Raw genomic sequence first — 22,246 nt, forward strand, 5'->3', positions numbered from 1 at the left:
CCTACACATGTATCTTGGCTTATCGATTGCGCGGCATGTAAGAGCTGCGCAAACAGCAAGATCATCCAAGCCAAAAGCAGCAATAAAATCGCGCACCAGTCTCCTTTTCGAGTATTCCTCTCAATTTTTTCTCACTGCTTGCCATCCTCCCCCCTCAAGGTTAGGGTTGAAGGCATGAAAACCTCTCACACCCTCATCCAGCTCCGTCAGCATCGCAGCTTGTGCCTTGTCAGCGCACGACTGCCGGGCTGAATCGCGGCACCTCGTCTCACGCGTTATCCAGAACATTGATCCACCGGCAGGCCGCCTTTTTTCGGCCCACACAATAAGGATTTCCCCATGACCATGCTCAAAGACCCGTCTTCGAAATACCGCCCATTCCCGGCTATCAACCTGCCGGATCGCACATGGCCGTCGAAAACCATCACCTCCGTGCCTATCTGGTGCAGCTCCGACCTGCGTGATGGTAACCAGTCGCTGATCGAGCCCATGGACGCCGTCAAGAAGCTGCGCTTCTGGAAAACCCTGGTGCAGGTGGGCGTCAAAGAAATCGAAGCCTCCTTCCCGGCCGCTTCGCAAACCGATTTCGACTTCGTGCGTACCCTGATCGAAGACAAGCACATCCCGGACGACACCACCATCCAGGTGCTGACCCAGGGCCGTGAAGACCTGATCGAGCGTACTTTCGAATCCCTGCGCGGCGCGAAAAAAGCCATCGTTCACCTGTACAACGCCACCTCCCCTTCCTTCCGCCGCATTGTCTTCAACCAGGACAAGGACGGGATCAAGGAAATCGCCGTGAGCGCGGCCAAGCTGTTCGTCAAATACGCCGCCCAGCAGCCTGAAACCGAGTGGACCTTCCAGTACTCCCCGGAAACCTTCAGCGCCACCGAGCTGGAATTCGCCAAGGAAGTCTGCGACGCGGTGATCGAGGTCTGGAACCCGACGCCAGAGCGCAAGATGATCCTCAACTTGCCTGCCACCGTGGAATGCGCGACCCCGAACATCTATGCCGACCAGATCGAATGGTTCGGCCGTAACATCAATCGTCGTGACAGCGTGATCATCAGCCTGCACACCCACAACGACCGTGGCACCGGCGTTGCCGCCACCGAACTGGGCCTGATGGCCGGCGCCGACCGCGTTGAAGGCTGCCTGTTCGGCAACGGCGAGCGTACCGGTAACGTCGACCTGGTGACCGTGGCACTGAACATGTACACCCAGGGCCTGAACCCTGAGCTGGACTTCTCCGACATCGACGGCGTGCGCAAGGTCGTCGAAGAGTGCAACCAGATTCAGGTGCACCCACGTCACCCGTACGTCGGCGACCTGGTTCACACCGCTTTCTCCGGCTCGCACCAGGATGCGATCCGCAAGGGCTTCGCCCAGCAGAAACCGGATGCCCTGTGGGAAGTGCCGTACCTGCCGATCGACCCGGCCGACATCGGCCGCAGCTACGAGGCGGTGATCCGCGTCAACAGCCAGTCGGGCAAGGGCGGCATCGCCTACCTGCTGGAGCAGGAATACGGCATCAGCCTGCCGCGTCGCATGCAGATCGAGTTCAGCCAGGTCGTGCAGCGTGAAACCGATCGCCTGGGTCTGGAAATGACCGCTCAGCAGATCCATTCGCTTTTGCACAGCGAGTACCTGCAAGCCAACGCGCCTTACGCGCTGGTCAGCCACCGTCTGCAGGAAGAAAACGGCCACAGCGCCGTCGAAGTAGAAGTCGCCAGCCAAGGCCAGGGCGAAACCAATCTGCACTGGCGCGGCAAGGGCAACGGTGCCCTGGAAGCACTGGTGGCCGGCCTGCCGATTCCGGTGGAAATCATGGATTACAACGAACACGCCATCGGCTCGGGCACCAATGCCAAGGCGGCGGCCTACATTGAACTGCGTGTGAATGGTGAGCGTGCAGTGCACGGCGTCGGCATCGACGAAAACATCACCACCGCCAGCTTCAAGGCCCTTTTCAGCGCGCTGAACCGCTCGCTGAGCCAGCCGGAAGCTAAAGCGGCGTAAAGCTCACCGCAATGCAAAAGGCCCCGGGGTGTGAACCTCGGGGCCTTTTTGTTTGCCTTGAGTTTTGGTCTGCCTGTTATGCCGCATCGCGAGCAGGCTCGCTCCCACAAGGGATGTGTGGTGAACACAAAATTCTGATTTCACTCGATCCACTGTGGGAGCGAGCCTGCTCGCGAAGAGGCCCTGTCAGGCAGCGCAAATCTCAGGTGAACTCGAAGGTGTCAGCATCCAGATTCGCCGGAAACCTGGTGCGATAAGCCTGCAGCTCCGCCGCATCCAGCACCACTTTGAATACCCCGTCCGCCTCCCCCGCACTGAGCAAGGTCTCGCCCTGGAAGTCGAGCACCTGACTGTCGCCGGTATAGGCAAAGCCTTTCCCGTCCGTGCCGACACGATTCACCGCCGCCACATAACACAGATTTTCAATCGCCCGCGCCGGCAGCAAACGGTTCCAGTGCTGACGCCGCGCACCCGGCCAGTTGGCGGTGTACAGCAGCAGGTCGGTGTCTTGGGCATCACGGCTCCAGACCGGGAATCGCAGGTCGTAGCAGATCAGCGGCCGCACCCGCCAACCCTTGAGCTCGAACTGCACCTGACGCTCGCCGGGCGTGTAATGGTTGTGCTCACCCGCCATGCGAAACAGATGGCGCTTGTCGTAGTGCAGCACTTCACCATCCGGCCGTGCCCACAACAGGCGATTGCGGTGGCTGCCATCGGCGGCCTGGACGATCACGCTACCGGTGATTACCGCATCGAACTTCGCCGCCTGGGCCCGCAGCCATTTACTGGTCGGACCGTTCTCCGCCTCGGCCAGCGCCTCGGACTCCATGGAGAACCCGGTGGTGAACATCTCCGGCAGGATGATCAGGTCAGCGCCCCGAGCCTGTTCCAGCAACGGCTCGAAATGCGCCAGGTTGGCCTGGCGGTCGTGCCAGGCCAGGGTTGTCTGGACCAGCGCAACGGTCAACTTCGGCAAGGCACTCAAATCACGCATAGTTTTTCCGCTGCTTCACGCAGGGTCTCCGGGCGTTTGGCAAAGCACAGGCGCACCAGGCGCTGGCCTTCAGGTGGAGTCTGGTAGAACACCGAAATCGGGATGCTCGCCACGCCATGCTCGCGAGTCATCCACAGGGCCATTTCGACGTCGTTGAGGTCCGGACGGATCTGCGAGTAATCGACCAGCTGGAAGTAGGTGCCGGCGACCCGGGTGAAACTGAAGCGCGACGGCGCCAGCAGATCGCAGAACAGGTCACGCTTGGCCTGATAAAAGTCTGGCAGTTCGTCGATGTGTTCCGGGTGCTCGGCCATGAAATCGGCCAGGGCGAATTGAAGCGGGGTCACGCCGCAGAAACTCACGTACTGGTGCACCTTGCGCAGCTCTGCCGTAAGGGCCGGCGGTGCGACCACGTAGCCGGTTTTCCAGCCGGTGACGTGATAGGTCTTGCCGAACGAGCTGACCACGAAGGCGCGCTGGTACAGCTCTTCGTGATTCAGCACGCTGACGTGAGGCACGCCGTCGAACACCAGATGTTCGTAGACTTCATCGCTCACCAGATAGATGTCGCGACCACGAATCAGGTCCGCCAACTGATCAAGCTCCGCACGGCTGATCAGCGCGCCACTGGGGTTGTGCGGGGTATTGAGCACGATCATCCGGGTACGCGGGGTGATGGCCGCGGCCAGCTTCTCGAAGTCGATGGAGAAATCGTCCAGCCCCAGTTGCACATGCACGCAACGACCGCCGGCCAGTTCCACTGACGGCTCGTAGCTGTCATAGCACGGGTCGAAGACGATCACTTCGTCGCCGCTGTGGATAACGGCCTGGATCGCGCAGAAGATCGCCTGGGTGGCGCCGGGGGTGATGGTCACCTCGTTGTCGACATCGACCGCGACGCCATAGCAGCGGGCAATCTTCGCCGCCACTTGCTGACGCAGCAGCGGCAACCCGGTCATTGGAGAATACTGGTTGTGGCCTTGGGCAATATGCCGCCCGACCGCATCGCACAGCGCCTGCGGGGCATCGAAATCGGGGAAACCCTGAGACAGATTGATCGCCCCGGTCTGCGCCGCGAGCTGAGACATCTGGGTGAAGATGGTGATGCCGACATTCGGCAACTTGCTGGTGATCATCGGTGCTTTCCTGCTCTGCACCCGGCTCTGACGCGGCGCGGGAGAGTCGAGAATAGCCCATCCGATGAACATAAAAAAAGGGCGCACAAGGCGCCCTTTTTTTCACCTGTTGCCGCCCCGCCCCCTGTAGGAGCGAGGCTTGCCCGCGAACCATGCACTGCGGTGCAACAGATACACCGCGTCATCGTTCTTCGCGGGCGAGCCTCGCTCCTACAGAGGTTGGAGCAGGCCCGCAATCAACGCTTATCGCGGCGCTTCTTGTCGGCCTTCTTGTGGTGCGACATCAAGCGACGCTTCTTGTTGACCTGGCGGTCGGTCAGCGAGTTCTTGTTGCCTTCGTACGGGTTTTCACCGCCTTTGAACTCGATGCGGATCGGCGTACCGACCAGCTTCAAGACACGGCGATAAGTGTTTTCCAGGTAACGCACGTAAGACTTCGGCACCTTCTCGATCTGGTTACCGTGAATCACGATGATCGGCGGGTTCGCGCCACCCAAGTGAGCGTAACGCAGCTTGATCCGGCGGCTGTTGACCATCGGCGGCTGGTGCTCGGTGACCGCGTCCTCGAGGATCTGGGTCAGACGGCTGGTCGGCCAGCGAGTAACCGCCGACTTGAACGAGTTCTGCACCGAAGCGTAGAGGTTGCCCACGCCCGTACCGTGCAGCGCCGAGATGAAGTGGATGTCGGCGAACTCAACGAAGAACAGCCGACGTTGCAGCTCGACCTTCACGTAATCGCGCTCGCTCGGCGTCATGCCGTCCCACTTGTTGATCGCGATAACCAGTGCACGACCAGCTTCCAGGGCGAAGCCCAGCAAGTTGAGGTCGTGATCCACCACGCCTTCGCGGGCGTCCATCACGAAGATCACCACATTGGCGTCTTTGATCGCCTGCAGGGTTTTGACCACGGAGAATTTTTCGACTTCTTCGTGGATCTTTCCGCGCTTGCGCACACCGGCGGTGTCGATCAGCGTGTACTTCTCTTCGTTACGCTCGAACGGGATGTAGATACTGTCGCGGGTGGTGCCGGGCTGGTCATACACGATCACCCGGTCTTCACCGAGCATGCGGTTGACCAGGGTCGACTTGCCGACGTTCGGACGGCCGATGATGGCGATCTTGATGCCATCTTTTTCGCTCGGACCAGGAATGCGCTTGGCTTCTTCGCCTTCGGCAACTTCCTCTTCTTCGCCTTCTTCCAGCTCGTCTTCGTCTTTCGGGAATTCGCTCAGCGCGGCTTCCAGCAGCTGGGTGATACCACGGCCGTGAGCACCGGCGATCGGGATCGCGTGGCCCATGCCCAGCGGGGCGAATTCGGCGCGGGCCATTTCAGGGTCGATGTTGTCGACCTTGTTGGCGACCACGTGGGAACGCTTGTTACGCTTGCGCAAGTGTTCGGCGATCATCTGGTCGGCAGCGGTGAAACCCGCCTTGGCGTCTACCAGGAACAGAACGACATCCGCTTCTTCAATGGCCAGCAGCGACTGCTCGGCCATTTTTTCGTCCATACCATGCTCGTCACCGGAAATACCGCCGGTGTCGATCAGAATGTAGGAACGCCCTTGCCACTTGGCCTCACCGTACTGGCGATCACGGGTCAGACCGGACAAGTCGCCGACGATGGCGTCGCGAGTCCTGGTCAGGCGGTTGAACAAGGTGGACTTGCCGACGTTCGGTCGACCCACCAGGGCGATTACGGGAACCATGCGGCTCTCCACTTCGTTATTTCAGAAAATACAAAAGCCGCTGCGTGGGCAGCGGCTGGTGCTCGAGGGCTTTCCCGGGCGTGTTTTCTGTGGGAGCGAGCCTGCTCGCGATAAACGCCAGGACACCGCGTTTATTCAGGATGCCAACGTTATCGTTAGCGTCCATCGCGAGCAGGCTCGCTCCCACATTCATTCATACCAACAGGTGTAGCCGCCTGGGGTATCAACCCCAAGCATAGTTGTTACTTGATGGTCAGGGCTTCCAGTTTGCCGCTGTTGCCATACACATAAATCGTGTCGCCCACCACCAGCGGACGGGCACGCAGGCCGTCGCTGTCGATGCGCTCACGGCCGACGAAACGGCCGTCTACCTGACTCAGCAGGTGCAGGTAACCTTCCAGGTCACCCACTGCAACGTAGCTGGAGAACACTTCCGGAGCCGACAGTTGACGGCGGGCCAGCGCATCGTTGCTCCACAGGGCTGTGGTGGAACGCTCGTCGACGCCTTCAACGGTACCCGAAGACAGGCTTACGTAAACGCTGCCGAAACCCTGGGCCACACCGGCATAGCTGGAAGCATCACGCTGCCACAGCTGACGACCGCTCTGCAGGTCCAGAGCCGCGACGCGACCCTGGTAGCTGGCGACGTAGATGGTTTCGCCCGACAGCAGCAGACCACCATCGATATCGACCACACGCTCAAGCTCCGAACGACCTTGCGGAATCGCTACACGCTGTTCCCACACCGGCACGCCGTTGGAAATGTCGAGAGCGACCACTTTGCCGGTCGAAAAACCAGCCACCGCCAGGCGGTTGGTGACGATCGGCGCACTGGTACCGCGCAGGGTCAGTACCGCAGGCGTGTTGTCATACATCCAGCGCTGGTTGCCGGTAGCGGCATCCAGACCGATCAGACGATCGTCCTGGGTCTGAACCACCACCACATCACCGTTGTTGGCCGGTGGTGCGAGGACTTCGCTGGACACGCGAGCGCGCCATTTCTCTTCGCCGTTGATGGCGTCCAGGGCAACGATTTCACCCTTGAGCGTACCGATCGTCAGCAGACCGTAACCGACGCCAACGGCACCGGACACAGGCAGTTCGAGATCTTTCTTCCATTTCACGTCGCCGTTGCTGCGATCCAGCGCCATCACCACACCGGTCACGTCGGCAGCATAGATGGTGTCGCCATCGATCGCCGGAACCAGCATGTTGTAGGTTTCGCCCTGACCGTCACCGATCGAACGACTCCACTGTTTCTGCAGAACCACTTCTTCCTTGAAATCGGTCAATTCGGCCGGCGGCAGTTCTTTCTTGCTGTTGCTGCTGCAACCCGCGGCCAGAATGGCCAGAGCCAGCAATGCTGCATGTTTCCAACGAATCACGTCACGCATCCCCTTTGGCCAGATCGTCCAGCTTGATTTGCAGGCCACCGACCGCCGCTTCATCCGACAGTGCCGCCTTGGCCTTTTGATAGGCCGCGTGCGCTTCATCGGTACGACCCAGCTGAACCAGCAGGTCGCCCTTGAGTTCTTCACGAGTAGCCAGGAATGCCTTGTCGGCATCGCCTTCGAGCAGTTTCAGGGCCTCATCGACCTTGTTCTGCGCGGCCAGTACCTGCGCCAGACGCTGACGGGCGATTTCGCCCAGTGCCGCGTTGGCAGGTTTGGCAGTGATGGCTTTCAGCTCGCTGGCTGCGTCATCCAGCTTGCCGCTGTCGACCGCGACTTTCGCCACGAACAGGCTGCCGTACTGCGCGTAGGCGCTGCCGGCGAACTCGCTGTTGAGCTTGCCTGCCAGGTCCGATACACGGGCCGCATCCGGCTTGCCGTCAGGCGTCAGTGTGGTTTCCAGCAGTTGCTGATAGAGCACCGAGGCGCCTTGCGACTGGTTGCTCTGATACTTATGGAACGCCTGCCAGCCGAATACGATGACCAGCGCCAACAGGCCGCCGGTGACCAGGGGCTTGCCGTTGCGCGACCACCATTCCTTAAAATCCGCCAGCTGTTCGTCTTCGGTACTCGACACCCCAATACTCCTTAATCGCTAATTCGGCTGTTTAAGACAGCTTCAACCCTGCACGACGCAGGTGGCCAGGTGTGCAGCAAGCGCATCCCAGGCAATGCTTTGTTGTTCGCCCTGGCCACGCAGGGGTTTGAAACCTACCACTTGCTGGGCCATCTCGTCGTCACCGAGGATCAGCGCATACAGCGCACCGCTCTTGTCGGCTTTCTTGAATTGGCTTTTGAAACTGCCGGCGCCGGCGTTCACTTGCAGGCGCAGGTTGGGCAACTGGTCACGTACACGCTCGGCCAGTGCCAGACCGGCCAGCTCGGCCTCTTCGCCAAAGGCGCAGAGGTAGACGTCGACCTGACGGGAAATCTCTTCGGGAATCTGCTCCAGGGTTTCCAGCAACAGAACCAGGCGCTCGATACCCATGGCGAAACCCACGCCGGCAGTCGGCTTGCCGCCCATCTGCTCGACCAGGCCGTCGTAACGACCACCGGCACACACGGTGCCCTGGGCGCCGAGCTTGTCGGTGACCCATTCGAAAACGGTTTTGCTGTAGTAGTCCAACCCGCGAACAAGCTTGGGGTTGATGACATAAGGAATGCCGGCAGCGTCCAGGCGAGCCTTGAGGCCCTCGAAGTGCGTGCGGGATTCTTCGTCGAGGTAGTCGGCCATCTTCGGCGCATCGACCAGAATCGCTTGGGTATCGGCGTTCTTGGTGTCGAGTACACGCAGCGGATTGGTCTTCAGGCGGCGCTGGCTGTCTTCGTCCAGCTTGTCCAGGTGTTGCGACAGGAACGCGACCAGCGCTTCACGGTAACGACCGCGGGATTCGCTGGTGCCCAGGCTGTTGAGCTCGAGCTTGACCGCATCACGGATGCCCAGCTCGCCCCACAGGCGCCAGGTCAGCACGATCAGCTCGGCATCGATGTCCGGACCATCGAGGTTGAACACCTCGACACCGATCTGGTGGAACTGGCGATAACGGCCTTTCTGCGGACGCTCGTGGCGGAACATCGGACCGATGTACCAGAGTTTCTGCACCTGGCCACCACCGGTGATGCCGTGCTCGAGCACGGCACGCACGCAGGCCGCGGTGCCTTCAGGGCGCAGGGTCAGGGAGTCGCCGTTGCGGTCGTCGAAGGTGTACATCTCTTTTTCGACGATGTCGGTCACTTCACCGATGGAGCGCTTGAACAGCTCGGTGAATTCGACGATCGGCATGCGGATCTGCTTGTAACCGTAGTTATCCAGCAGGCGCGAAACGGTGCCTTCGAAGTGACGCCACAGGGGGGTCTGTTCGGGCAGGATGTCGTTCATGCCACGAATGGCTTGCAGAGACTTGCTCACTATCGGTCCTTAAATTCGTTCGGCTCTAGAGTCGGACTCAGCCACGCGCAATCACGGCAGCGTCGGCTTCGACCTTTTCGGCCGCTTTCTCGCGGATCAAGCGTTCAAGCTCATCCACCAGATTGTCATTCGTCAGTTTCTGCGACGGCTTGCCGTCGATGTAAATCAGGTTTGGCGTGCCGCCAGTCAAGCCGATATGGGCTTCCTTGGCTTCACCCGGGCCGTTGACCACGCAACCGATGACCGCAACATCCAGCGGCACCAGCAGGTCTTCGAGGCGCCCTTCCAGTTCGTTCATGGTTTTGACCACATCGAAGTTCTGCCGCGAGCAGCTCGGGCAGGCGATGAAGTTGATGCCACGGGAACGCAGGTGCAGGGATTTGAGAATGTCGTAGCCGACTTTCACTTCCTCGACCGGGTCAGCCGCCAACGAGATGCGAATAGTATCGCCAATCCCTTCGGCGAGCAGCATACCGAGGCCCACTGCGGATTTCACCGTGCCTGAACGCAAACCGCCGGCTTCGGTGATGCCCAGGTGCAGCGGCTGGACGATTTCCTTGGCCAGCAGGCGGTACGCCTCGACCGCCATGAACACATCGGAAGCCTTCACGCTGACCTTGAAGTCCTGGAAATTCAGGCGTTCGAGGTGTTCGACGTGACGCAGAGCGGACTCGACCAGCGCAGCCGGCGTCGGCTCGCCGTATTTCTTCTGCAGGTCTTTTTCCAGGGAACCGGCGTTGACGCCGATGCGGATTGGAATCCCGCGATCACGGGCGGCATCGACCACGGCGCGCACGCGATCTTCGCGACCGATGTTGCCCGGGTTGATCCGCAGACAGTCGACGCCCAGTTCAGCGACGCGCAGCGCGATGCGGTAGTCGAAGTGGATATCCGCGACCAAAGGCACTTTGACCAGTTGCTTGATCTTGCCGAAGGCCTCGGCGGCGTCCATGTCCGGTACGGATACGCGAACGATATCGACGCCGGCCGCTTCCAGCCGATTGATCTGCGCGACGGTGGCGGCAACATCATTGGTATCGCTGTTGGTCATGCTCTGCACGGCGATAGGTGCATCGCCACCGACAGGCACATTCCCGACCCAGATCTTGCGCGACTCGCGACGTTTGATTGGAGATTCGCCGTGCATGACTTATTGACCCAACTTCAGGCGAGCAGTCTCGCCACTGGTGAACGGAGCAACATCAACCGCCTGGCCGTTGTAGCTGACCTGCGCGCCGCGGGCGTAGCCCAGGCGAACGGCGAACGGTGGCTTGCCGTTGACGGAAAGGCTGTCGCCTTTACGCTTGAGACCGCTGAACAGTACCTTGCCGCCACCGTCGGTGACTTGCGTCCAGCAATCGGCAACGAATTGCACTTGAACCTGACCCTGGCCGACAGACGGAGCCGCTGCCGCAACGACTGGAGCAGCCGCTGGCGCTGGAGCAGCCGGGGCGGTAACGGTTGGAGCCGGAACAGCAGGAGCCGCTGGTGCCGGAGTTACAGGCGTCGCAGCAACCGCAGGGGTAGTATGCGCCGCAGCAGCAGGTACCGGGGCGGCGGGCACTGCCGGGGCAGTCGCTTGAGCTTCTGCCGGTGCTTCAGCCGAAGTCTCGGCCTGCGGCAACGCCAGGGCAGTCGAATTATCAACCTGCCCCTCTGCAACGGCCTGATCTTCAGGCTCGTCCAGCGGATGAATCTGTGTGGTGCCGTCGGCGCCTTCGACTTCGACGTGCTCAGGGCTGAGGCTGGTCAGTTCCTGTTTGCGCATCGCGGTCTGATCCTGCCACCAGACGAAACCGCCACCGATGACGGCCACCAGCAGCAACAGGCTGACAAGACGCAAGATAGTGTGGGAAACCCGAACCGGCTCTTCGATGCGACCCAGGCCTTGGACGTTGCTGCCCTGGGAGTCGGTGCCGGTGGATTGGTCGAACTGCTGAACCAGAACGGCCTGGTCCATGCCGAGCAATTTGGCGTAGGCGCGGATATAACCGCGGGCGAAAGTGTGCCCCGGCAGCTTGTCGAAAGCGCCGGCTTCCAGATTGCTCAGGGAATTGACGGTGAGGTTGAGCTTGAGGGCCACTTCGGCCAGCGACCAGCCATTGCTTTCGCGGGCCTGGCGCAAGGTCTCACCGGGGTTAACGCGATTCGCTGCTACAACTTCGGGATGCGCCGCTTTCATCATTGCTCCGACAGGTATTGCTGATATTCCGGTGTACCCGGATAGAGTCTTTTTAGTTGCAGGCCAAAACTGGCGGCCTTGTCGCGATCTTCGAACACTTTTGCCAGCCGAACGCCGAGCAATAGACTACGTGCATTTTGCTCGGCAAGCAGGCTGAAACGATCGTAGTAGTCACGCGCGGGCACATAATGCCTGTCTTCGTAAGACAACTCAGCCATTTCCAGCAATGCTCTTGGCTGTTGTCGATTCAAACGCAGGGCTTTTTCCAGTTGCTGCTGCGCCAGATCGCGCTGGCCCATCATCGCAGCGGTCATGCCGAGGTTCTCGAATACTCGCGAACGCTCAGGATACAGGGTATCGGCAGCGGCCTGTTCAAAGCGCTCGTAGGCTTCCTTGTATCGCTTCTGCTCGAAAAGAAAACTGCCGTAGTTATTGAGGATTCGTGCATCGGCGGGACGGGAGGAAAGCGCCTTGCGAAAGTGCTGGTCGGCCAGCTCCGGTTCCAGCTCGGCCTGGAACACCAGCGCCAGTGCCGCGTTGGCGTCCGCGTCGGAACTATCGAGTTCCAGCGCTTTCTTCAACGGCACTTTTGCCCGCTCGGTCATGCCCTGCTGCAGGTAGCCGATGCCCAACTGCACATATGCCTCACGCGCTTCATCGCGGCCCTTGCTGGTCTTCATCGGGTTGTAGTCGCCCGAAAGAACACAGCCAGCACACAGGCTGGCCAATAACAAAAGCAGCGCAAAGCGCAGGGACATAGAGATCCTCTCTTGTTTACTTGTTCGCGGCGTTCACGGCCATATCGTTTTCGGCGCTCAATTCGCGCACGGCGATATAACGTTCGCTACGACGGGTGCGATCCATCACCTGCCCTACCAATTGACCACAAGCGGCGTCGATGTCTTCACCACGGGTGGTGCGGACGGTGACGTTGAAACCGGCGTGATGCAGCTGATCCTGGAACCGACGAATGGCGTTGTTGCTTGGCCGCTCGTACCCGGAATGCGGGAACGGGTTGAAGGGGATCAGGTTGATCTTGCACGGGATGTTTTTCAGCAACTCGATCATTTCGACTGCGTGTTCGAGCTTGTCGTTCACGTCTTTCAACAAGGTGTACTCAATGGTCAGCACACGCTTTTCGCCCAGGGACGACATGTAGCGCTGGCACGATTCGAGCAGCATCTTAAGCGGATACTTCTTGTTGATCGGCACCAATTGGTTACGCAATGCGTCATTCGGTGCGTGCAGGGACAACGCCAGGGAGACGTCGATGTGCTTGGCCAGCTCATCGATCATCGGCACCACGCCCGAAGTGGACAGGGTCACGCGGCGCTTGGAAATGCCGTAACCCAGGTCATCCATCATCAGATGCATGGCGGCAATGACGTTGTCGAAGTTCAGCAGCGGCTCACCCATGCCCATCATCACCACGTTGGTGATGGCACGGTCGACGGTCGCCGGGACGCTGCCAAAGGATTTGTTGGCAATCCACACCTGGCCGATGACTTCGGCGGCGGTGAGGTTGCTATTGAAGCCTTGCTTGCCGGTGGAGCAGAAACTGCAGTCCAGGGCACAGCCAGCCTGAGAGGAAACGCACAAGGTGCCGCGCTTGCCCTGAGGGATGTAAACGGTCTCGACGCAGCTACCGGACGCCACGCGTACGACCCATTTACGGGTACCGTCGCTGGAAATGTCCTCGCTGACCACTTCGGGGCCGCGAACTTCAGCAACAGCCTTGAGCTTTTCGCGCAAGGCCTTGCTGACGTTCGTCATGGCGTCGAAATCATCGACGCCAAAGTGGTGAATCCATTTCATTACCTGACCGGCACGGAAACGCTTCTCCCCGATTGAGTCGAAGAATTTTTCCATTTCCGACTGGGTGAGCCCCAGCAGGTTGGTTTTAACAGTCGATGTAGTCATGGATTCACCTTCCACTCTTTAAGCCAATGCTTAGCGAGCGGTTACTTCAGTAGCTGCGAAGAAGTATGCGATTTCGCGAGCGGCAGCGGCTTCGGAGTCCGAACCGTGTACAGCGTTGGCGTCGATGGATTCAGCGAAGTCAGCACGGATGGTGCCGGCAGCAGCTTCTTTAGGGTTGGTAGCGCCCATCAGCTCACGGTTGCGAGCGATAGCGTTTTCACCTTCCAGAACCTGAACGACAACCGGACCGGAAGTCATGAAGGCAACCAGGTCGCCGAAGAAACCACGAGCGCTGTGCTCAGCGTAGAAGCCTTCGGCTTCGGCTTTGGACAGTTGCTTCAGTTTCGAAGCTACAACGCGCAGGCCAGCGTCTTCGAAGCGAGTGGTGATCTTGCCGATCACGTTTTTGGCAACGGCGTCAGGCTTGATGATGGAGAAAGTACGTTGAACAGCCATGGTGTAACTCCAGAAACGGTAATGTGCGAAAAATTAAACCCGCGAATTATACGCGGGTTCTCGGGTATTGCCTAACCTGCGGCGTGGCTCAGTCGCGTTCAGCGATCCAGTGGGCCTGAATGGCCTCCAGGATCTTCTCGCCACAATGCTCAGGCTTGTCGCCGAACTCGGGCAATTCCATCACCCACTTGCGCAGATCGACGAAGTTGACCGACATAGGGTCTACATCGGGCTTGGATTCAGCCAGCTGGATTGCGATCTCCAGTACATCAGTCCACATGAGACTCATGACAATTCCTTGAATCAGTGCGGCGCTTCGGCTGCGTGGTTGAGCGAGTACTTCGGAATTTCGACGGTCAGGTCTTCGGTGCCGACCTTGGCCTGACAGGCCAGACGAGACTGGGCTTCCAGACCCCAGGCCTTGTCAAGATAGTCCTCTTCCAGCTCGTCAGCCTCTTCCAGCGAGTCGAAACCCTCACGAACGATGCAGTGACAAGTGGTGCAGGCGCAGACGCCGCCACAGGCACTTTCCATCTCGATATGGTGCTCGTGGGCCAGTTCGAGGATGGACGTACCGGTCTCAGCCTCCACGACCATGCCGTCCGGGCAAAACTTTTCGTGTGGCAGAAAAATGACCTGCGGCATCGTTATTCCTCAATCTCATTCAGGTTGCGCCCGGCCAACGCGGCTTTCACCGTCGAGTCCATGCGGCGGGCAGCAAAGGCATCAGTCACTTGCGACAGACGCTTGGTCTGCTGCTCGATGGCGTAACCATCGGTACCTTTCATCAGTTCGGTCAGCTCCTGCACCTGCATGTCGATGACCATGCGCTCTTCGGCATCGAGCAGGCGGTCGCCGTCGACGTCCAAAGCAGCCTGCACCGCCTCAACCAGGCGCTGGGCGTCGACCTGCTGCTCGCGCAATACGCGGGCAACCTTGTCGTCATTGGCGTGCTGGAACGAATCCTTGAGCATTTTGGCGATTTCGCCGTCGGTCAGACCGTAAGACGGCTTGACCTGAATGCTGGCCTCGACGCCCGAACCCAGCTCGCGAGCGGAGACATTCAGCAAACCGTCGGCATCGACCTGGAAGGTCACGCGAATCTTCGCAGCACCGGCCACCATCGCCGGAATGCCGCGCAATTCGAAGCGCGCCAGGGAGCGGCAGTCGCTGATCAGCTCGCGCTCACCCTGCAGCACATGGATCGCCATGGCCGACTGGCCGTCTTTATACGTGGTGAAGTCCTGGGCGCGAGCGACGGGGATGGTGGTGTTGCGCGGAATCACCTTCTCCATCAGGCCACCCATGGTTTCCAGCCCCAGGGACAACGGAATAACGTCGAGCAGCAACAGCTCTTCGCCGTCACGCTTGTTGCCAGCCAGAGTATCGGCCTGGATCGCGGCACCAATGGCCACCACTTGATCCGGATCGATCTCGGTCAACGGCTGACGACCGAAAGCTTCGGCGACGGCTTCGCGAACACGTGGAACGCGGGTCGAACCACCGACCATGACCACCGCATGCACTTCTTCCAGCTCTACGCCGGAGTCACGCACGGCACGGCGGCAGGCCTTCAGGCTGCGAGCGACCATCGGCTCGATCAGCGCATTGAAGGCTTCGCGGGTCAGCTCGGCTTTCCAGTCGCCATAGGCAACTTCAACAGCTTGGGTATTGGTCAACGCTTCCTTGGCCGCACAAGCGGTTTGCAAGAGATTGCGTTGCGCACCCGGATCGAGGTCGGCGGACAGACCGGCGCTCTCGATGATCCAGCCAGCGATCGCGTGGTCGAAGTCATCGCCGCCCAGGGCGCTGTCGCCACCGGTGGCCAGCACTTCGAACACACCGCCGGTCAGGCGCAGAATGGAAATATCGAAAGTGCCGCCGCCCAGGTCATAAATGGCGACCAGGCCTTCGGCATGCTGGTCCAGACCATAAGCCACGGCGGCAGCGGTCGGCTCGTTAAGCAGGCGCAGCACGTTGAGGCCGGCCAGCTTGGCGGCGTCCTTTGTGGCTTGGCGCTGAGCGTCGTCGAAATAAGCCGGAACCGTAATCACTGCGCCCACAAGCTCACCACCCAGGGTGGCTTCAGCACGCTGGCGCAGGACCTTGAGGATATCGGCGGAGACTTCGACCGGGCTTTTCGGGCCCTGGATCGTGTCGATGAACGGCATGTGCGATTCGCCGCCGACAAAGCGATACGGCAGTTGCTCGCCCAATTGCTTGACGTCGGACAGACCACGACCCATCAAGCGCTTGACCGACAGCACAGTGTTCAGGGGATCAGCGGAGGCAGCCAGTTTGGCGGATTCGCCGACTTCGACGCGATCGGCGTGATAGCGCACGGCAGACGGCAGGATGACCCGCCCTTCTGCGTCGGCCAGAGGCTCGGAAAGACCGCTGCGCAAGGCAGCGACCAGCGAATTGGTAGTGCCCAAGTCGATCCCCACAGCCAGGCGACGCTGGTGCGGTTGAGGACTTTGGCCGGGTTCGGCGATCTGCAGTAGGGCCATCGTTATCAGGACTTATCTGTATATCAGGCGTGCGACCGGAGCGGCACTGGGTTAATCGTCGAGGCGCTCTTCTAACTGGCGCACTTCGTAGGTCAGCTTGTCGAGGAACTGCATGCGTCGCATCAGGCGCTCGGCGCGCTCGCGGTGCGCAGCATCGTTCCAGCAAGCGGCAAAACTCTGGTTCAGCTCTTCCTGGGCAGCCTTGAGGCGGCGCTTGAACGCGGCAACGCCAGACAGGTCGGCGCTGTCCTGCAGATCTTCGAGCTCTTCACGCAACTCCATCTGTTGCAGAAGAAACTCCGAATCATGCACCGTGACCTCCAGCGGCAGCTCGCCACCACTCAAGGCGAGCAGGTAACGCGCGCGCTTGGGGGGATTTTTGAGCGTCTGGTAGGCCTCGTTGAGGCTCGCGGATTGTTCCAGCGCCAGCCGCTGCTCACGCTCGGTGGCGTCAGCAAAGCGGTCCGGATGAACGCTGCGCGCCAACTCACGGTAGCGCGAAGCCAGCTGATCGAGATCCAGGTCGAAACCCGGCTTCAGCTCAAATAAAGCGAAATGACAAGGAGTACCCACGACTAGCCTCAGATGTTGAAGCTTTCGCCGCAGCCACACTCACCGCGCACGTTGGGGTTGTTGAACTTGAAGCCTTCGTTCAACCCTTCCTTGACGAAATCGAGCTCGGTGCCGTCCAGGTAGGCCAGGCTTTTCGGGTCGATGATCACTTTCTCGCCGTGACTTTCGAACACCTGATCCTCTTCAACCACCTCGTCGACAAACTCCAGCACGTAGGCAAGGCCGGAGCAGCCTGTGGTGCGAACACCCAGACGAATTCCCTCGCCCTTGCCGCGCCCGTCGAGGGAGCGACGCACGTGACGTGCTGCCGCTTCTGTCATGCTGATAGCCATCGTTGACTCCTTACTCGTCGCCAAATCTTGAAAGTCAGATCAAGCCTTTCTTCTGCTTGTAGTCGCGAACGGCAGCCTTGATGGCGTCTTCAGCGAGTACGGAGCAGTGAATTTTCACTGGCGGCAGGGCCAGTTCTTCAGCCAGCTGAGTGTTCTTGATGGTTTCTGCCTCGTCCAGCGTCTTGCCCTTCATCCACTCGGTGGCCAGGGAGCTGGAAGCGATGGCGGAACCGCAGCCGTAGGTCTTGAACTTGGCATCTTCGATGATGCCGGCGTCGTTGACCTTGATCTGCAGGCGCATGACGTCGCCGCAAGCCGGCGCGCCGACCATGCCGGTGCCGACATCAGGATCTTCCGCGTCCATCTTGCCGACGTTGCGCGGGTTTTCGTAGTGGTCGATGACCTTTTCGCTGTAAGCCATGATTCTTAATCCTCACTCATCAGAGAGTCGCTCTTTGAACCCCGGGGCTTGAGCCCGCGGGGCCGGTTCGCGGCGACTTGAAATCAGTGTGCCGCCCACTCGATTTTCGAAATGTCGACACCGTCTTTGTACATGTCCCACAGCGGCGACAGAGCGCGCAGCTTGGTAACGGCCTCGCAGACTTTCTGCGCGGCGTAGTCGATCTCTTCTTCGGTGGTGAAACGGCCGAAGGTGAAGCGGATCGAGCTGTGTGCCAGTTCGTCGTTGCGGCCCAGGGCGCGCAGTACGTACGAAGGCTCGAGGGACGCCGAGGTGCAGGCCGAACCGGACGAAACCGCCAGATCCTTGAGGGCCATGATCAGCGACTCGCCTTCAACGTAGTTGAAGCTCAGGTTCAGGTTGTGCGGAACGCGGGCGGTCAGGCTGCCGTTGACGTACAGCTCTTCCAGGTGCTCGACCTGCTTATAGAAACGATCGCTCAAGGCCTTGATGCGCACGTTCTCGGCAGCCATGTCTTCCTTGGCTACGCGGAAGGCTTCGCCCATGCCGACGATCTGGTGGGTCGCCAGAGTGCCCGAACGCATGCCGCGCTCGTGACCGCCGCCGTGCATGGTCGCTTCGATACGCACGCGAGGCTTGCGGCTCACGTACAGCGCGCCGATGCCTTTAGGGCCGTAGGTCTTGTGGGCGGAGAAGGACATCATGTCGACTTTCAGCTTCTGCAGGTCGATCTCGACCTTGCCGGTGGACTGAGCGGCGTCGACATGGAACAGGATGCCTTTGGAACGAGTCAGTTCGCCGATGGCGGCGATGTCGTTCACGGTACCGATCTCGTTGTTCACGTGCATGATCGATACGAGGATGGTGTCGTCGCGCAGAGCCGCTTCGACCATCTCAGGAGTGACCAGACCGTCTTCACGAGGCTCGATGTAGGTCACTTCGAAACCTTCGCGCTCCAGTTGGCGCATGGTGTCGAGGACAGCCTTGTGTTCGATCTTGGTGGTGATCAGGTGCTTGCCTTTGGTGGCATAGAAATGTGCCGCACCCTTGATTGCCAGGTTGTCGGATTCGGTGGCACCGGAGGTCCAGACGATTTCACGCGGGTCGGCGTTGACCAGATCGGCCACCTGACGACGGGCGTTTTCGACGGACTCTTCGGCTTTCCAGCCAAATACGTGGGAACGGGAAGCCGGGTTACCGAAGTTTCCGTCGACCAGCAGGCATTCACTCATCTTTTGCGCGACACGCGGATCAACCGGGGTCGTCGCAGAGTAATCAAGGTAAATCGGCAATTTCATGGACTATCTCCTAAATCAGGCTGGCTGGCGCGCCGTTAGCTCTTTGGCTGTCATTCGACGGCGGACGCTTCAATCTTGTCCAGGCGTGGCGCCTTGCTGTTGCAACGGCGTTGATCCTGGCGCTGGGCTACTTCTTGTACCTCACGGCGAGTGACAAGGTCAGCCAAGCTGATACCGCTCAGAAATTCGTGAATCTGCAGGCTCAGATCGCACCACAAGTGGTGGGTCAGGCAGGTGTCGCCGGAATGGCAATCGCCCTGGCCCTGGCATTTGGTGGCATCGACCGATTCGTTCACCGCATCGATCACCTGGGCGACCTGGATACCCTGCATGTCGCGAGACAGCTGGTAGCCGCCGCCTGGACCACGAACGCTGGACACCAGATTGCTACGACGCAATTTGGCGAAGAGCTGTTCGAGATAAGACAGGGAGATGCCTTGGCGCTCGGAGATATCGGCCAAAGACACAGGCCCGTGCTGCGCGTGCAACGCCAGGTCAAGCATGGCGGTCACGGCGTATCGGCCTTTTGTAGTCAGTCGCATGGACAGTTACCACGGAGTTCGGAATGGGTGCGAGTATGCGATTCCCGAGTATTTAAGTCAACTATAAGACCTAGTGCTTTAGTCAGGTTTACCCGCAAAAGAGCGCGCGAATGATAGCAAAGACTGGGGGCGCACGGCCAGCGAATGCACCTACCGTTCCTCTGTAGGAGCGAGCATGCTCGCGATGGTCGTCAACGATAACGCTGGCAGCCTGACACCCCGCGGTGTTTTTGCGTCCATCGCGAGCATGCTCGCTCCTACAGGGGAACCGTGACCATCAACTGGCCTGGGATTGATCCTTATCCTTCACGCAGGCGAAGTCTTCTTCGCGCAGCTCAGGCAGGTCCTTGGCACAGTAATTACTGCCCAGATCCTTCAACGCACCGCACATCCCCTCCAGACGACCATCAACGGCCTGCAGGTGATCGAGCAACTGGTTGATGGCACGTGCCACCGGGTCAGGCATGTCTTCGCTGACGCCGTAGGCATCGAAGCCAATCTTCTCGGCCATGGCCTTGCGCTTGGCGTCCTGCTCTTCATCGGGTTTGACGATGATGCGACCAGGAATGCCCACCACCGTGGCACCGGCCGGCACCGCCTTGGTCACCACGGCATTGGAACCGACCTTGGCCCCGGCACCGACGGTGAACGGGCCAAGCACCTTGGCGCCCGCCCCCACCACCACGCCATCTTCCAGGGTCGGGTGACGCTTGCCCTTGTTCCAGCTGGTGCCGCCCAGGGTCACGCCCTGATAAATGGTCACGTCGTCGCCGATTTCAGCGGTTTCGCCAATGACGATGCCCATGCCGTGGTCGATAAAGAAGCGTCGACCGACCTTGGCACCCGGGTGAATCTCGATCCCGGTCAGCCAACGACCGAAGTTCGACACCAGCCGCGCCAGCCATTTCAGGTCCGCGCGCCACAACACCGAAGACAGGCGGTGAATCCAGATCGCATGCATCCCGGGGTAGCAGGTCAGCACTTCAAAGGCATTGCGCGCCGCCGGGTCACGATGGAAAACGCTCTGGATATCTTCACGCAAACGCTCGAACATCATTAATCCTTCCGCTTAAGAAGCTCACCACGGGCCGCTTTTTGGGTTTCCGTGAGGATGCCACGCAAAATATTCATTTCCGCCCGGCTGACCGAGCTGCGTCCGTACAACCGGCGCAGGCGCGCCATCAAGTGCCGTGGCTTTTCCGGATCGAGGAACTCGATGGCCACCAGGGTCTGCTCCAGGTGTTCATAGAATCGCTCCAACTCGTCCATGGTCGCCAGCTCAGAGCTTTTGACCGATGCCACTTCTTCCTTCTCGACCTTGCTCGGCTGACCTTGGGCCGCGAGCCAGGACATGCGCACTTCATAGCTCAACACCTGCACCGCCGCCCCAAGGTTCAGCGAGCTGAACTCAGGATCGGAGGGGATGTGCACGTGATAGTGACATCGCTGCAGCTCTTCGTTGGTCAGGCCGGAGTCTTCACGACCAAAGACCAGCGCGATTTCCGCGCCCTGCCCGGCCTCCTCGACCACTTTCGTCCCGCACTCGCGAGGGTCAAGCAAAGGCCAGGGGATGCGACGGTCGCGGGCACTGGTGCCCAGCACCAGGTTGCAGCCGACCAGGGCATCTTCCAAGGTGGCGACGACTTGCGCGTTTTCAAGGATGTCACCGGCACCGGAAGCACGGGCATCGGCTTCGTGATGCGGGAACACGCGAGGATCGACCAGCACCAACCGCGACAGCCCCATGTTTTTCATGGCGCGCGCAGTACCGCCGATATTGCCCGGATGGCTGGTATTGACCAGGACGACACGAATGTTTTGCAGCAAGGGAGGCGCTCTCGAACACGATAATCGGGAGCGGGATCTTACAACTCATCCTACCGTTAAGCCATGAAAGCGAACGTCGTCCTTCACCTGTAGAAACTTTCTGATAGAATGCTCGGCTTTCTTTAACAACCTTAGGTGACACATCCATGCAGCCAATGCTGAATATCGCGCTGCGCGCCGCCCGCGCCGCCAGTGAATTGATCTTCCGCTCCATCGAGCGCCTGGATACCATCAAGGTTGACGAAAAAGACGCCAAGGATTACGTATCCGAGGTGGATCGCGCCGCTGAACAAAAAATCATCGACGCCCTGCGCAAGGCTTACCCGAACCACTCGATCCTCGGTGAAGAGACCGGCATGCACGCCGGTTCCGGCATCGAAGGCGAAGAGTACCTGTGGATCATCGACCCACTGGACGGCACCACCAACTTCCTGCGCGGCATCCCTCACTTCGCTGTCAGCATCGCCTGCAAATACCGCGGTCGCCTGGAACACGCCGTTGTTCTGGACCCGGTTCGCCAGGAAGAATTCACCGCCAGCCGTGGCCGTGGCGCCCAACTGAACGGTCGTCGCCTGCGCGTCAGCGGCCGCACCAGCCTGGACGGCGCCCTGCTGGGTACCGGTTTCCCGTTCCGTGACGACCAGATGGACAACCTCGACAACTACCTGGGCATGTTCCGCGCCCTGGTTGGCCAGACCGCCGGCATCCGCCGCGCCGGCTCCGCCAGCCTGGACCTGGCTTATGTAGCCGCTGGTCGTTTCGACGCGTTCTGGGAATCGGGCCTGTCCGAGTGGGACATGGCAGCAGGCGCCCTGCTGATTCAAGAAGCCGGCGGCCTGGTGAGCGACTTCACCGGCGGTCACGACTTCCTGGAAAAAGGCCACGTCGTTGCCGGCAACACCAAATGCTTCAAGGCAGTCCTGACGGCCATCCAGCCGCACCTGCCGGCTTCGCTGAAGCGCTAAGCTTC

General features: G+C 60.0%; 23 protein-coding genes. 2 read left to right on the top strand and 21 right to left on the bottom strand.

What is annotated here, in order from left to right; all coding sequences use genetic code 11:
* The first annotated feature begins 339 nt into the window (after window positions 1-339).
* Window positions 340-2,019 (top strand): 2-isopropylmalate synthase, encoded by a 1,680-nt coding sequence (gene leuA / locus K9857_RS04260; RefSeq protein WP_224533638.1) that lies wholly within the window; start codon window positions 340-342, stop codon window positions 2,017-2,019.
* Window positions 2,020-2,221: 202 nt separating this feature from the next.
* Here the strand turns inward: leuA and K9857_RS04265 are convergent, their stop codons facing one another.
* From K9857_RS04265 to trmJ, 21 genes are all read right to left on the bottom strand, one after another.
* Window positions 2,222-3,013, bottom strand: a complete 792-nt coding sequence (locus K9857_RS04265; protein ID WP_224533639.1) for an amidohydrolase — start codon at window positions 3,011-3,013, stop codon at window positions 2,222-2,224.
* Window positions 3,001-4,149, bottom strand: a complete 1,149-nt coding sequence (locus tag K9857_RS04270) for a pyridoxal phosphate-dependent aminotransferase (RefSeq protein WP_224533640.1) — start codon at window positions 4,147-4,149, stop codon at window positions 3,001-3,003. The genes K9857_RS04265 and K9857_RS04270 overlap by 13 nt, the downstream gene beginning before the upstream one ends.
* A gap of 236 nt (window positions 4,150-4,385) precedes the next feature.
* A complete protein-coding gene (der, locus tag K9857_RS04275) occupies window positions 4,386-5,855 on the bottom strand; it encodes a ribosome biogenesis GTPase Der (RefSeq protein ID WP_224533641.1) in 1,470 nt (489 codons plus the stop codon).
* Window positions 5,856-6,097: 242 nt separating this feature from the next.
* Entirely contained in the window at window positions 6,098-7,249 is a 1,152-nt protein-coding gene (gene bamB, locus K9857_RS04280) for an outer membrane protein assembly factor BamB (RefSeq protein ID WP_224533642.1), read from the bottom strand.
* On the bottom strand, window positions 7,242-7,883 hold the full coding sequence (locus K9857_RS04285) for a tetratricopeptide repeat protein (protein WP_224533643.1): 642 nt from the start codon (window positions 7,881-7,883) through the stop codon (window positions 7,242-7,244). Before K9857_RS04285 ends, bamB begins: the two co-directional genes overlap by 8 nt.
* Window positions 7,884-7,925: 42 nt before the next feature.
* Entirely contained in the window at window positions 7,926-9,215 is a 1,290-nt protein-coding gene (hisS, locus tag K9857_RS04290; RefSeq protein ID WP_224533644.1) for a histidine--tRNA ligase, read from the bottom strand.
* Between the two features lie 37 nt (window positions 9,216-9,252).
* Window positions 9,253-10,362 carry a flavodoxin-dependent (E)-4-hydroxy-3-methylbut-2-enyl-diphosphate synthase gene (gene ispG / locus K9857_RS04295; RefSeq protein WP_020795607.1) on the bottom strand — a complete coding sequence of 370 codons (1,110 nt, stop codon included), beginning with the start codon at window positions 10,360-10,362 and terminating at the stop codon, window positions 9,253-9,255.
* 3 nt (window positions 10,363-10,365) lie between these two features.
* Window positions 10,366-11,397: a helix-turn-helix domain-containing protein gene (locus K9857_RS04300; protein WP_224533645.1), complete on the bottom strand. Its 1,032-nt coding sequence runs from the start codon at window positions 11,395-11,397 to the stop codon at window positions 10,366-10,368.
* A complete protein-coding gene (gene pilW / locus K9857_RS04305; protein ID WP_224533646.1) occupies window positions 11,397-12,155 on the bottom strand; it encodes a type IV pilus biogenesis/stability protein PilW in 759 nt (252 codons plus the stop codon). Before pilW ends, K9857_RS04300 begins: the two co-directional genes overlap by 1 nt.
* Window positions 12,156-12,171: 16 nt before the next feature.
* Window positions 12,172-13,317, bottom strand: a complete 1,146-nt coding sequence (rlmN, locus tag K9857_RS04310) for a 23S rRNA (adenine(2503)-C(2))-methyltransferase RlmN (protein ID WP_224533647.1) — start codon at window positions 13,315-13,317, stop codon at window positions 12,172-12,174.
* A gap of 30 nt (window positions 13,318-13,347) precedes the next feature.
* A complete protein-coding gene (ndk, locus tag K9857_RS04315) occupies window positions 13,348-13,773 on the bottom strand; it encodes a nucleoside-diphosphate kinase (protein ID WP_224533648.1) in 426 nt (141 codons plus the stop codon).
* A gap of 88 nt (window positions 13,774-13,861) precedes the next feature.
* On the bottom strand, window positions 13,862-14,062 hold the full coding sequence (gene iscX, locus K9857_RS04320; protein WP_175375254.1) for a Fe-S cluster assembly protein IscX: 201 nt from the start codon (window positions 14,060-14,062) through the stop codon (window positions 13,862-13,864).
* A 14-nt stretch (window positions 14,063-14,076) separates the two neighbouring features.
* Entirely contained in the window at window positions 14,077-14,418 is a 342-nt protein-coding gene (gene fdx, locus K9857_RS04325) for an ISC system 2Fe-2S type ferredoxin (protein WP_224533649.1), read from the bottom strand.
* A 2-nt stretch (window positions 14,419-14,420) separates the two neighbouring features.
* Window positions 14,421-16,283: a Fe-S protein assembly chaperone HscA gene (gene hscA / locus K9857_RS04330; RefSeq protein ID WP_224533650.1), complete on the bottom strand. Its 1,863-nt coding sequence runs from the start codon at window positions 16,281-16,283 to the stop codon at window positions 14,421-14,423.
* Window positions 16,284-16,334: 51 nt separating this feature from the next.
* Window positions 16,335-16,856 carry a co-chaperone HscB gene (gene hscB, locus K9857_RS04335; protein ID WP_224533651.1) on the bottom strand — a complete coding sequence of 174 codons (522 nt, stop codon included), beginning with the start codon at window positions 16,854-16,856 and terminating at the stop codon, window positions 16,335-16,337.
* An 8-nt stretch (window positions 16,857-16,864) separates the two neighbouring features.
* Entirely contained in the window at window positions 16,865-17,188 is a 324-nt protein-coding gene (gene iscA / locus K9857_RS04340) for an iron-sulfur cluster assembly protein IscA (protein WP_027922750.1), read from the bottom strand.
* Between the two features lie 34 nt (window positions 17,189-17,222).
* A complete protein-coding gene (gene iscU / locus K9857_RS04345; RefSeq protein ID WP_007974006.1) occupies window positions 17,223-17,609 on the bottom strand; it encodes a Fe-S cluster assembly scaffold IscU in 387 nt (128 codons plus the stop codon).
* A gap of 83 nt (window positions 17,610-17,692) precedes the next feature.
* Window positions 17,693-18,907: an IscS subfamily cysteine desulfurase gene (locus tag K9857_RS04350; protein ID WP_175375258.1), complete on the bottom strand. Its 1,215-nt coding sequence runs from the start codon at window positions 18,905-18,907 to the stop codon at window positions 17,693-17,695.
* Between the two features lie 50 nt (window positions 18,908-18,957).
* Window positions 18,958-19,449, bottom strand: coding sequence for a Fe-S cluster assembly transcriptional regulator IscR (gene iscR / locus K9857_RS04355; protein WP_003227911.1), 492 nt, complete (start codon window positions 19,447-19,449; stop codon window positions 18,958-18,960).
* Between the two features lie 277 nt (window positions 19,450-19,726).
* Complete coding sequence (cysE, locus tag K9857_RS04360) at window positions 19,727-20,503, bottom strand: serine O-acetyltransferase (RefSeq protein WP_224533652.1); 777 nt, start codon at window positions 20,501-20,503, stop codon at window positions 19,727-19,729.
* 2 nt (window positions 20,504-20,505) lie between these two features.
* Window positions 20,506-21,276 (bottom strand): tRNA (cytosine(32)/uridine(32)-2'-O)-methyltransferase TrmJ, encoded by a 771-nt coding sequence (trmJ, locus tag K9857_RS04365; protein WP_224533653.1) that lies wholly within the window; start codon window positions 21,274-21,276, stop codon window positions 20,506-20,508.
* A gap of 146 nt (window positions 21,277-21,422) precedes the next feature.
* On the opposite strand from trmJ, the gene suhB reads away from it, so the two are divergent.
* A complete protein-coding gene (gene suhB / locus K9857_RS04370; protein ID WP_224533654.1) occupies window positions 21,423-22,241 on the top strand; it encodes an inositol-phosphate phosphatase in 819 nt (272 codons plus the stop codon).
* Window positions 22,242-22,246 lie beyond the last annotated feature (5 nt).

It is taken from the genome of Pseudomonas sp. REP124 (genome assembly GCF_020164475.1).
In the GTDB taxonomy this organism is placed as follows: Bacteria; Pseudomonadota; Gammaproteobacteria; order Pseudomonadales; family Pseudomonadaceae; genus Aquipseudomonas.

Bases quoted from the DNA above. Each gene is read 5' to 3' on its own strand.
- iscR (WP_003227911.1), bottom strand. From the start codon at position 19,449: ATGCGACTGACTACAAAAGGCCGATACGCCGTGACCGCCATGCTTGAC.
- suhB (WP_224533654.1), top strand. From the start codon at position 21,423: ATGCAGCCAATGCTGAATATCGCGCTGCGCGCCGCCCGCGCCGCCAGT.
- cysE (WP_224533652.1), bottom strand. From the start codon at position 20,503: ATGTTCGAGCGTTTGCGTGAAGATATCCAGAGCGTTTTCCATCGTGAC.
- fdx (WP_224533649.1), bottom strand. From the start codon at position 14,418: ATGCCGCAGGTCATTTTTCTGCCACACGAAAAGTTTTGCCCGGACGGC.
- K9857_RS04350 (WP_175375258.1), bottom strand. From the start codon at position 18,907: ATGAAATTGCCGATTTACCTTGATTACTCTGCGACGACCCCGGTTGAT.
- ispG (WP_020795607.1), bottom strand. From the start codon at position 10,362: ATGCACGGCGAATCTCCAATCAAACGTCGCGAGTCGCGCAAGATCTGG.
- ndk (WP_224533648.1), bottom strand. From the start codon at position 13,773: ATGGCTGTTCAACGTACTTTCTCCATCATCAAGCCTGACGCCGTTGCC.
- K9857_RS04265 (WP_224533639.1), bottom strand. From the start codon at position 3,013: ATGCGTGATTTGAGTGCCTTGCCGAAGTTGACCGTTGCGCTGGTCCAG.
- K9857_RS04300 (WP_224533645.1), bottom strand. From the start codon at position 11,397: ATGAAAGCGGCGCATCCCGAAGTTGTAGCAGCGAATCGCGTTAACCCC.
- iscU (WP_007974006.1), bottom strand. From the start codon at position 17,609: ATGGCTTACAGCGAAAAGGTCATCGACCACTACGAAAACCCGCGCAAC.
- leuA (WP_224533638.1), top strand. From the start codon at position 340: ATGACCATGCTCAAAGACCCGTCTTCGAAATACCGCCCATTCCCGGCT.
- iscA (WP_027922750.1), bottom strand. From the start codon at position 17,188: ATGGCTATCAGCATGACAGAAGCGGCAGCACGTCACGTGCGTCGCTCC.
- iscX (WP_175375254.1), bottom strand. From the start codon at position 14,062: ATGAGTCTCATGTGGACTGATGTACTGGAGATCGCAATCCAGCTGGCT.
- hscA (WP_224533650.1), bottom strand. From the start codon at position 16,283: ATGGCCCTACTGCAGATCGCCGAACCCGGCCAAAGTCCTCAACCGCAC.
- K9857_RS04270 (WP_224533640.1), bottom strand. From the start codon at position 4,149: ATGATCACCAGCAAGTTGCCGAATGTCGGCATCACCATCTTCACCCAG.
- rlmN (WP_224533647.1), bottom strand. From the start codon at position 13,317: ATGACTACATCGACTGTTAAAACCAACCTGCTGGGGCTCACCCAGTCG.
- bamB (WP_224533642.1), bottom strand. From the start codon at position 7,249: ATGCGTGACGTGATTCGTTGGAAACATGCAGCATTGCTGGCTCTGGCC.
- pilW (WP_224533646.1), bottom strand. From the start codon at position 12,155: ATGTCCCTGCGCTTTGCGCTGCTTTTGTTATTGGCCAGCCTGTGTGCT.
- der (WP_224533641.1), bottom strand. From the start codon at position 5,855: ATGGTTCCCGTAATCGCCCTGGTGGGTCGACCGAACGTCGGCAAGTCC.